7 protein-coding genes and 1 pseudogene are annotated in these 8,784 nt (G+C 39.4%); 5 read left to right on the forward strand and 3 right to left on the reverse strand.

Annotated elements, in window-relative coordinates; genetic code table 11:
* Positions 1-139 precede the first annotated feature (139 nt).
* From LC115_08030 to rimO, 4 genes and pseudogenes are all read left to right on the forward strand, one after another.
* Positions 140-310: pseudogene (locus LC115_08030) on the forward strand (transposase).
* 294 nt (positions 311-604) lie between these two features.
* A complete protein-coding gene (locus LC115_08035; protein ID MCZ2356620.1) occupies positions 605-1,813 on the forward strand; it encodes an acetyl-CoA C-acetyltransferase in 1,209 nt (402 codons plus the stop codon).
* A gap of 199 nt (positions 1,814-2,012) precedes the next feature.
* Positions 2,013-3,212: a pyridoxal phosphate-dependent aminotransferase gene (locus LC115_08040; GenBank protein MCZ2356621.1), complete on the forward strand. Its 1,200-nt coding sequence runs from the start codon at positions 2,013-2,015 to the stop codon at positions 3,210-3,212.
* A gap of 14 nt (positions 3,213-3,226) precedes the next feature.
* Positions 3,227-4,537, forward strand: coding sequence for a 30S ribosomal protein S12 methylthiotransferase RimO (gene rimO / locus LC115_08045; protein ID MCZ2356622.1), 1,311 nt, complete (start codon positions 3,227-3,229; stop codon positions 4,535-4,537).
* 4 nt (positions 4,538-4,541) lie between these two features.
* On the opposite strand, the gene LC115_08050 is transcribed toward rimO, so the two are convergent.
* Genes LC115_08050 through LC115_08060 form a run of 3 tightly spaced genes read right to left on the reverse strand, consistent with a single transcriptional unit; the run spans position 4,542 to position 7,099 of the window.
* The gene (locus LC115_08050) at positions 4,542-5,471 is read right to left on the reverse strand and encodes a glycosyltransferase (protein ID MCZ2356623.1); all 930 of its coding nucleotides are present in this window, start codon (positions 5,469-5,471) and stop codon (positions 4,542-4,544) included.
* Between the two features lie 21 nt (positions 5,472-5,492).
* Positions 5,493-6,050 (reverse strand): histidinol-phosphatase, encoded by a 558-nt coding sequence (gene hisB, locus LC115_08055; protein MCZ2356624.1) that lies wholly within the window; start codon positions 6,048-6,050, stop codon positions 5,493-5,495.
* On the reverse strand, positions 6,047-7,099 hold the full coding sequence (locus LC115_08060; protein MCZ2356625.1) for an NAD-dependent epimerase/dehydratase family protein: 1,053 nt from the start codon (positions 7,097-7,099) through the stop codon (positions 6,047-6,049). The genes hisB and LC115_08060 overlap by 4 nt, the downstream gene beginning before the upstream one ends.
* Positions 7,100-7,255: 156 nt before the next feature.
* Between LC115_08060 and LC115_08065 the strand changes: the two genes are divergently transcribed.
* Positions 7,256-8,767, forward strand: a complete 1,512-nt coding sequence (locus LC115_08065; protein ID MCZ2356626.1) for a ComEC family competence protein — start codon at positions 7,256-7,258, stop codon at positions 8,765-8,767.
* Positions 8,768-8,784: the final 17 nt, after the last annotated feature.

Below are 8,784 nucleotides of genomic sequence, written 5' to 3' on the forward strand. Positions count from 1 at the left end.
AGGGAATAGACATTATGAGAACAATAACTCCAACCATATCTTAGATTTATTTTTGGTGGGTTCTATAATTTAAATCATTGTTATTCAAGCAATTATACGTATATTTACGTATAATTTAACACGAAAACAATATGACATCATAAGGGTAAGAGTAGAACACGTATTTGGTTTTATGGAACAAAGTATGAACGGGCTTGCGGTTAAATCTGTAGGAATAGCAAGAGCAACAGGAATAATCGAACTCATAAACCTTACCTACAACTTATTCAGGCTTGAACAAGTTCAAAGATTAAATTTATTTACATCGTAATATGCTATTAATTAGTTAGTTAATTGCGAATTAAAAATTTGTATGTGAATTAAAAAAATAATTTGTACAATTGCTTACTTTTTCAGCCCAGATTTTAAAAGAGTTCTGATTTGTGCCTGAAAAAAATAAAAAAACTAATTTTTAGAACCCACCTAAAATTCAACTTTCATAAACAACCTTGTGAAACAGAAGAGGAAGTTGGTTTTCTCCAAAACATAAAAAGATAATTTTTCAGCATTTCAAAAAAAAATTTGACCTAAAAAGGCTAAATTTGTGGCTTCAAATCAGTTTTTTATGGCAGAGGCATATATATTTGATGCAGTACGTACCCCACGGGGAAAAGGTAAAAAAGATGGATCTTTACACGAAGTACGTCCTGTTCGGTTAGTAACTACTTTATTACAAGCACTTAAAGATAGAAATCAGTTAGATACTTCTCTGGTTGAGGATTTGGTGTTAGGTTGCGTTACCCAGATAGGAGAGCAGGGGGGAGAGTTGGGTAAGACTGTTTCGATGGCTGCCGGATACAACCAGCGTGTTGCCGGAGTTACTGTTAATCGCTTTTGCGCAAGCGGTTTAGAAGCCGTTAATCAAATAGCGGCATACGTGATGAGCGGCCAAGTAGAATTGGGCATAGCTGCCGGAGTAGAGTCAATGTCGCGTATTGCGATGGGTAGCGACGGTGGTGCTATGTATATGGATCCTGCCGTAGCAGTACCTACTTATTTTGTTCCGCAGGGTGTTGCCGCTGATTTGCTTGCCACAAAGTATGGCTATTCCCGCTTAGATGCAGATAGCTTCGCCGTAGAATCCCACCAAAAAGCCAGCGTAGCCAGAGCAGCCGGTAAGTTTAACCGCTCAATAGTTCCCGTAAAAGACATAAATGGTTTAGTTATCTTAGACAAAGATGAAACTATTCGCGAGAACGCCTCTGTTGAAGCCATGAGTAGTTTAGCTCCTTCTTTTGAGCAATATGGCCAAATGGGTGGTTTTGACGCAGTGGCTATCCAGAAATACCCTGAAATTGAGAGAGTTATTCATATTCATCATGCTGGTAATTCTTCCGGTATCGTAGATGGAGCTTCGGCTATGATTATTGGGAGCAAAGCTGCCGGAGAGCGCAGCGGGCTAAAGCCCAGAGCTAAAATCCGCTCCTTTTGCGTTATCGGCACAGAGCCTACCATTATGCTAACCGGCCCAATGCCCGCTACCCTTAAAGCCGTCGAAAAAGCCGGCCTAAAACTACAAGATATTGATTTATTTGAAGTTAATGAAGCATTTGCCGCCGTTGTATTGCGGTTTATGCACGAACTAAATATCCCTGCCGACAAAGTAAACGTCAACGGCGGTGCTATTGCTATGGGGCATCCTCTTGGGGCTACAGGAGGTGTGATTTTGGGCACGCTGTTAGACGAACTTGAATACCGCAACAAACGCTATGGCGTAGCAACCCTTTGTGTAGGCGGCGGAATGGGAATCGCAACCGTGATAGAAAGAGTTTAAAAAAACTTAATTATCAGAAACTTAGTTGATATTTTATCTTACTCGTTTGTCTCAAAAGACAATATCGTAGCTACGTAAATAGTTTCTAATTTAGAAACTATCATCATTATACTTTTAAGTCAGAACTAAATTTTAGCAAGAAATCAGCTTATTTTGATACATAATTAAAAACCATGCAGTTTTGCATCAACAATAAATTATGCCTATAATATCTAAACGAGGGGAGTTAATGCCGCCATCTCCAATCCGAAAACTGGTAGCGTATGCAGAAGCAGCGAAAAAGCGCGGAATAAAAGTTTACCACTTGAATATCGGTCAGCCAGATATAACCACACCGGAAGGATTTTGGAATGCAGTACAAAATGCTCATTTAAAAGTACTTGAATACAGCCATTCCGCCGGAAACGAAAGCTATCGCAGAAAACTAACCGAATATTATGCAAAACACCATATCGAACTAACTCATGAACAAATTTTGGTTACAACAGGAGGTTCGGAAGCTATTCGTTTTGCATTTATGGCTTGCCTAAATCCGGGGGACGAAGTGATAATCCCCGAACCATTTTATGCTAACTATAACAGTTTTGCGATAGAAGCCGGAGTTAAAATCGTTCCGATAACTACTTATTTGGAAAATGACTTTGCCCTGCCGGATGCCGCAACCTTTGCCCGCTTGATAACCCCAAAAACAAAGGCAATTCTAATCAACAATCCCTCAAACCCTACTGGAAAACTTTATTCTAAGCAGGAATTAGAGGCTTTGCAGGAACTCGTTATTGCCCATGATTTGTATTTATTTGCAGATGAGGTTTACAAAGAGTTCTGCTATGACGGGAAGACGTTTTTTTCGGTACTGCAATTACCGGCTTTGTCTAATCATGTGGTGATGGTAGATTCTGTTTCAAAGCGTTATTCGGCCTGCGGAGCGCGAATAGGTGCTTTTATCACCCGAAATAAAGATGTTTATGCAGCGGCTTTAAAGTTTGCTCAAGCGCGTTTATCGCCTCCAACGTTGGAGCAGATTGGCTCAGAAGCTTGTATAGACACACCGGATAGCTATTTTGAAGAGGTTATCGGAGCCTATGTTTCCCGTAGAAATTTGGTTGTAGATGCTCTGCGGAAAATACCGGGTGTAAAATGCCCCCAAGCCTCCGGCGCTTTCTACCTAACCGTTCAGCTACCCATTACAGATAGCGACCACTTTTGCCAATGGATTTTAGAATCCTTTGATTACAAAGGAGCTACAGTTATGTTGGCACCAGCTACCGGATTTTATGCAACTCAGGGACTTGGTAAAAAAGAAGTCAGAATAGCCTATGTTTTAAACGAATCAGACTTACATCAAGCAATTGAATGTCTGCAAGCAGCCTTAGAAAAATACCCTCATAAAACAAACTAATTGCCGGCTGATATATGCGCACTAAGCCATATTTACCTAAAAATCTTGTTAATGTTATTACCTTAGGTTGCTCTAAAAACTTAGTTGACTCCGAAGTATTGTTGAATCAATTACAGGCAAATCAGATCAATGCTGTTCATGATTCTGCCGAAAAGACACCGATAGTTATCATCAACACTTGTGGTTTTATAGATCAAGCTAAAGCAGAATCCATAGACACAATATTGGCTTATGCCCATGAAAAATCACTTGGAAATATCCAAAAATTATATGTAATTGGTTGTTTATCAGAGAGATATAAAGATGATTTGGTTCAAGAGTTTCCGGAAGCAGATGGTATTTTCGGTACTCAAAGTTTACCGGAATTACTACAAGAATTATCGGCAGAGTATAAGCAGCATTTGATTGGGGAGCGGCTTTTAACAACCCCCAAGCATTATGCGTATCTAAAAATATCAGAAGGCTGTAACCGTCCGTGTAGTTTTTGTGCTATTCCGCTCATGCGTGGCGCGCACGTGAGCCGAACCATAGAATCTTTACTGCAAGAAACTGAATCATTAGCTCAAAAAGGCGTAAAAGAGCTAATCCTCATCGCACAGGATTTGTCTTTTTATGGAATAGATTTATACAGTAAGCACCAGTTAGCCAATTTGTTAGAACAATTATCCCAGATTTCCGGAATTGAATGGATTCGTCTGCAATACGCCTATCCAAACGGTTTTCCGGAAGATGTTTTGCAGGTAATCCGCCAAAATCCAAAAATCTGCCAATATTTAGACATACCGCTTCAGCATATTTCTGACAAAATATTGACCTCCATGAGGCGGGGAATCAGTCAAGCCAGAACCCAAAAACTAATACAAACCATTCGGGAACAAGTTCCGGATATTCATCTAAGAACAACGCTTATTGTGGGTTATCCGGGAGAAACCTCCCAAGATTTTGATGAGCTAAAACAATTTGTTCAACAATTTCGGTTCGATAGATTAGGTGTTTTTAAATACTCTCATGAAGAGAACACACACGCTTTCAATCTGTTAGATGATGTTCCAGAAAAAGTTAAAGAAAATCGTTTGCAAGAGTTGATGGCACTTCAGCAGCAAATCTCTTTTGAGTTAAATACCCAAAAAATCGGCAAAACCTACAAGGTTATTATTGACAGACATGAAACTCCTTATTGGATAGGTCGCACGGAATATGATACTCCAGAGGTTGATAATGAGGTGATTATCACAAGTAGTAAGCCGCTTAAAATCGGAGAATTTTATGATGTTTTGATTCATGATTGCCAAGAGTTCGATTTAATGGGAAGCATAAACGAATAATCGGCTATTTTTTTAAATAGCCACGAACTATTTGGTTACCGACCAAAAAATGAATGATAATTCTGCGCAGAAAATTGGGGCTGTGCAGAATTAGCGGAAATAAACAAGCAGCCCAGTTAAAAGACCATAAAAAACGGATTAGTCTGGCACTAAGGGAGTTAAAACCCCAAAGATCAAAGCGGAAAAGTTTGATAAATTGTGGATGCTTTTGGCGGATGTATTTTAGGTTGAACTGCCCAAACTCTTCATATTGCTGTAGCGCAGTAGATATATTTTTTTCGGTCAGAGCAAAGACGGCTGCCTCCGGATTGTAGTAGGTTTTCCATGCAAACCGTTGGTGCATTCGGTAAGCAAATTCAGTATCTCCGCCCCCGTAGCGGGTCATATTGGCATCTTGGCCGCCTAAATCTACCCATGATTGGGCAGGAAAGGCCGCATTTCCCATCGCTAAGTAATAATAAGGCAGCTCCTCACCAGCTTGGTACTTTGCTTTACCTCGATAATTCAAATAATCAGCCCAAAAATTTACCTTAGCTTCGGGATAAATAACTCCCCCCAAAGAAATACAAGGAAAATTTCGGGTTAAGTAAAGAAGATGTTGTGCTAACAATTTTTCCCCTGCTAACATATCAGAATCTATCGTTAAGATAAATTTAGCGGTGATGTGAGGTATAGAAAGGTTTCGGGTTGCATTTCGGCCATGCCTTTTTCCGTCCGGATGTTTCAGCACAAGCAATTGATAAGGATATACTTTTTCCTGCAAAGATTGGTAGGTATTGTCGTCTTCGTCAGCATCTACGCAAACAATTACCCGAAAGCTAATTTCTTTTTGGAAATGAGGTACTAAACTTTGTAAACAAGCCACGATACCGTCATAATTTTGATAAACAGGAATAACTATATCAAAATCAGTGTTTTGTGAATTGGTATTCATGCCGAGTTTACTTTATCGGTATTATGTCAGTTTTTCTAATAAAAAGCGGGTTATTTGTTTCCAATGCTCAAAAGTAGTCGTTGGGTAGTCAGGATAGTTTTGCAGTTCATAATCTCCGTTTGCGCTGGCAGAACATTTGATTGTGATACTTTGGCAGCCCAAATTTAGTGCTAAATGAGCATCCGTTTTTCGGTCTCCGATAACGAAGCTGCGGGTCATATCCACCGGATTTTGTTTGAGCCAAGGTGAAATCATGCCGATTTCGGGCTTTCGGTTAGGATGGTTTTCATGGGCATGGTGCGTGTCTATAAGAACTTCCTCAAAAGTAATACCTTCATGAAATAAAATATCGAGCATTAGATTATGGACTGCCAAAAACTTTTCCCAAGAAAAAGATTCTGTTCCAACTTCCTCTTGATTACTTACCATCACCAACTGGTATCCGGCTTCTTTTAAGGTGCTGAGGGAAGATATTACAGACGGTAAAAACCGCAACTTTTCAAAAGTGTCTATTTTGTAGTCGTTTGGTTCTAAGAGGATTGTGCCGTCTCTATCTAAAAATAACGTTGGTTTTATCATTTGTTCAATTTGGCCACTGCGGCATCATATACACGTTTCATACCGGCTTCTATGGATATTTTGGGTTTCCATGAAAACTGCTGGGCTACATAATCCATATTTGCATAACGGGAATGAACCCCAACGGGTTTATCTAACAGCGGTTTAATGGTGGGTTTATAGCCGGCAAATTGGCAGAAAAGTTCGATTATTTCCAAAAATGAAGTGAGTTTTCCTGAACCAATATTGATAGCTGACCCGTCATGAACATTTTCCATAGCTAAGAGGATACAGTCTATGCAGTCGTCAATATGCACAAAGTCTCTGCCTTGTTTTCCGGATCCCCATACTTCAAAGGGGTCTTCTTTTTTGGCTGCGCGGGCAGCAATTGCGGGCACAGGATACGTTAAATCTTGGTCTTCACCGTATCCAGAAAAAGGACGTACACAGGCCACAGATATTCCATAATATTTTGCAGCAATTTGTGCTAAATATTCTCCGGTAAGCTTAGACCAACCGTAGGTCATATCCGGCTGACCCAAAATGTCATCAAATTTAATTTCAGATTCTTTAAGCGCAATAGCTGTATCAACTGTTTGTTTATTAATGGGATATGCAGCACTGGAGCTTGGGAAAAGTACTCTATTTGGTTTGTGATTTACCACCCAGTAAAAAAATTCGGCATCAATGGCCAAGTCTAAGGCAACCATCATAGGGTCGCCGTCTATTTTGGCACGCCCGCCAACAATAGCTGCAAAATGGTACACATCAGAAAAACGACTTAACGGAATATTGTATTCATCAGCGAACCAACTTGGGCGGGATGTTAATTGCCGTAAAAAAATCCGAAAATCACCTTTCCAAAAAATCATCCGGCCATTTTCGCCCCAAAATTCAATGTCTTTTGTTACTTGAAAGGGATGGTTTTCGGGCAACCATTCTCGTGGTGAAATCCCCACAGATAAATCATCCACAACAATAATTGTGTCTTGAGTGGTTGTTAATAAGCGTTTTACCAGATTTCTGCCTACAAAACCGCACCCGCCGGAAACTAAAACAAAGTTTTGCATACTCGTTAAATCACTAAAAATTTAGAAATGATGCTGCGAAGTTATGCAAGTTCTGCCTTATAGTGCGTTTTTTTAGAGATAAAGCCAACTTGGGTGTTGTTACCAAATCCTAAAATCTTCCCTGTTTTTGGGCAGATAATAGGCAAATTTTGTACTATGAAACTATCACAAATATCGGCTATTTGGTTTGCTGCACCATTAACAATCGGAGTTTTGCTTGGTTTTCAGGTATATGCAGTATTTCTGGCTATTGTGTTATTGGTTTGTTTGGGTTATTTTCGTTCTCGTTCAAGCTATTACAAAGGAGCTTATAATACCATTATCGGCTGTGTTATAGCCATTTTGGCCGGCATGGGGTTGTCTGGGTTACAGCTTTTTCAACCCAATAATTCGGTTGAAAAACTGGTTGGTAAAAAACTATGGCTACAGGGCAAGATGGCTTCAGAAATTAAGGAAACTAAGTTTGGCTGGTCATTGACACTTGAAACGGACTCTGTTGAGAGCAATGGTGCTAAGGCAAAAGTTACCGGTAGTGTTTTGGTGTTTATCAGTAATCAAAAATTAATCTGCCGCCCAGCTTCTGGAGATAAAATCCGTTTGTTAGGTAATCTGCAAGAAGTTTCAGATAGCAATAGTTATGGCAAATGGCTACATCAGCAAGGAGTTAAGGCTAAGATAAATGCTTTTGATTTTCAATATATTGGACATTCATCATCTGGGTTAAATGGTGTTAGGTTATATGTTTGCGGGTTGTTTGAGAAACATTTGTCTGATAGCAATCGGGGTTTAGCAACGGCTTTATTGTTGGGAATTAAACAAGATGTACCTTCGGAGGTAAAGCAAGCCTTTATTCGTACTGGAGCTGCACATATTTTGGCTGTTTCCGGAATGCACGTAAGCCTGATTTTTGGAATGTTAGGTTTCTGTTTGGTATTTTTGAAAAAGTTTAGATACGGAGAGATAGCTATCAACTTGATTTTATTGGTAGCAATGTGGGGATATTGTTTTCTGGCTGGGGCTTCGCCCTCGATTGTTCGGGCAGTGCTAACCGGAAGTTTGGTAATTATGGGAAATCTTTTCGGCAGAAAATCTAACGGATTGAATTTACTGGCAATAGCATGGGTTTTACAAATAGCTATAGAACCAACCGTTGTAAATGATTTGGGTTTCCAGCTATCTTACGCTGCGGTCTTAGGTATTCTACTCTTGGCAAACCCGACAACCAAATTTTTTACTACTCAAAATTGGCTTGTTAAGCAGATACAGCAAATTATCATCGTAAGTATTGCAGCACAATTATTTACCTTACCGATTATTTTGGTAAACTTTGGGACGTTTCCTACTTGGTTTTTACTAACAAATCTGCTGATTATTCCCTTAGCTTCATTGGTAACGTATGCCGTTACGGCCTTAACCTGTTTGGGATTTATTCCGGTAGTAAGTGATATTTTGGGGTTCATCGTAAATAGTTTGCTGGACATAATGAAATGGATGATGCGGATTCTTTCAGAATTACCATTAGCTAATATCGGGCAGCTTTATATTTCGCCAATATTTGGAGCAATACTTTTTGGAGGTATTTTGGTGATGAGTATTTACTTTTTATCAAAAATTTATCGCACAGATTATAGGAGCCTGTTGCACGACAAAAAGAATAAAAATATTTAACTATTTGATTTTGAATT

It is taken from the genome of Bacteroidia bacterium, from assembly GCA_026932145.1.
In the GTDB taxonomy this organism is placed as follows: Bacteria; Bacteroidota; Bacteroidia; order J057; family JAIXKT01; genus JAIXKT01.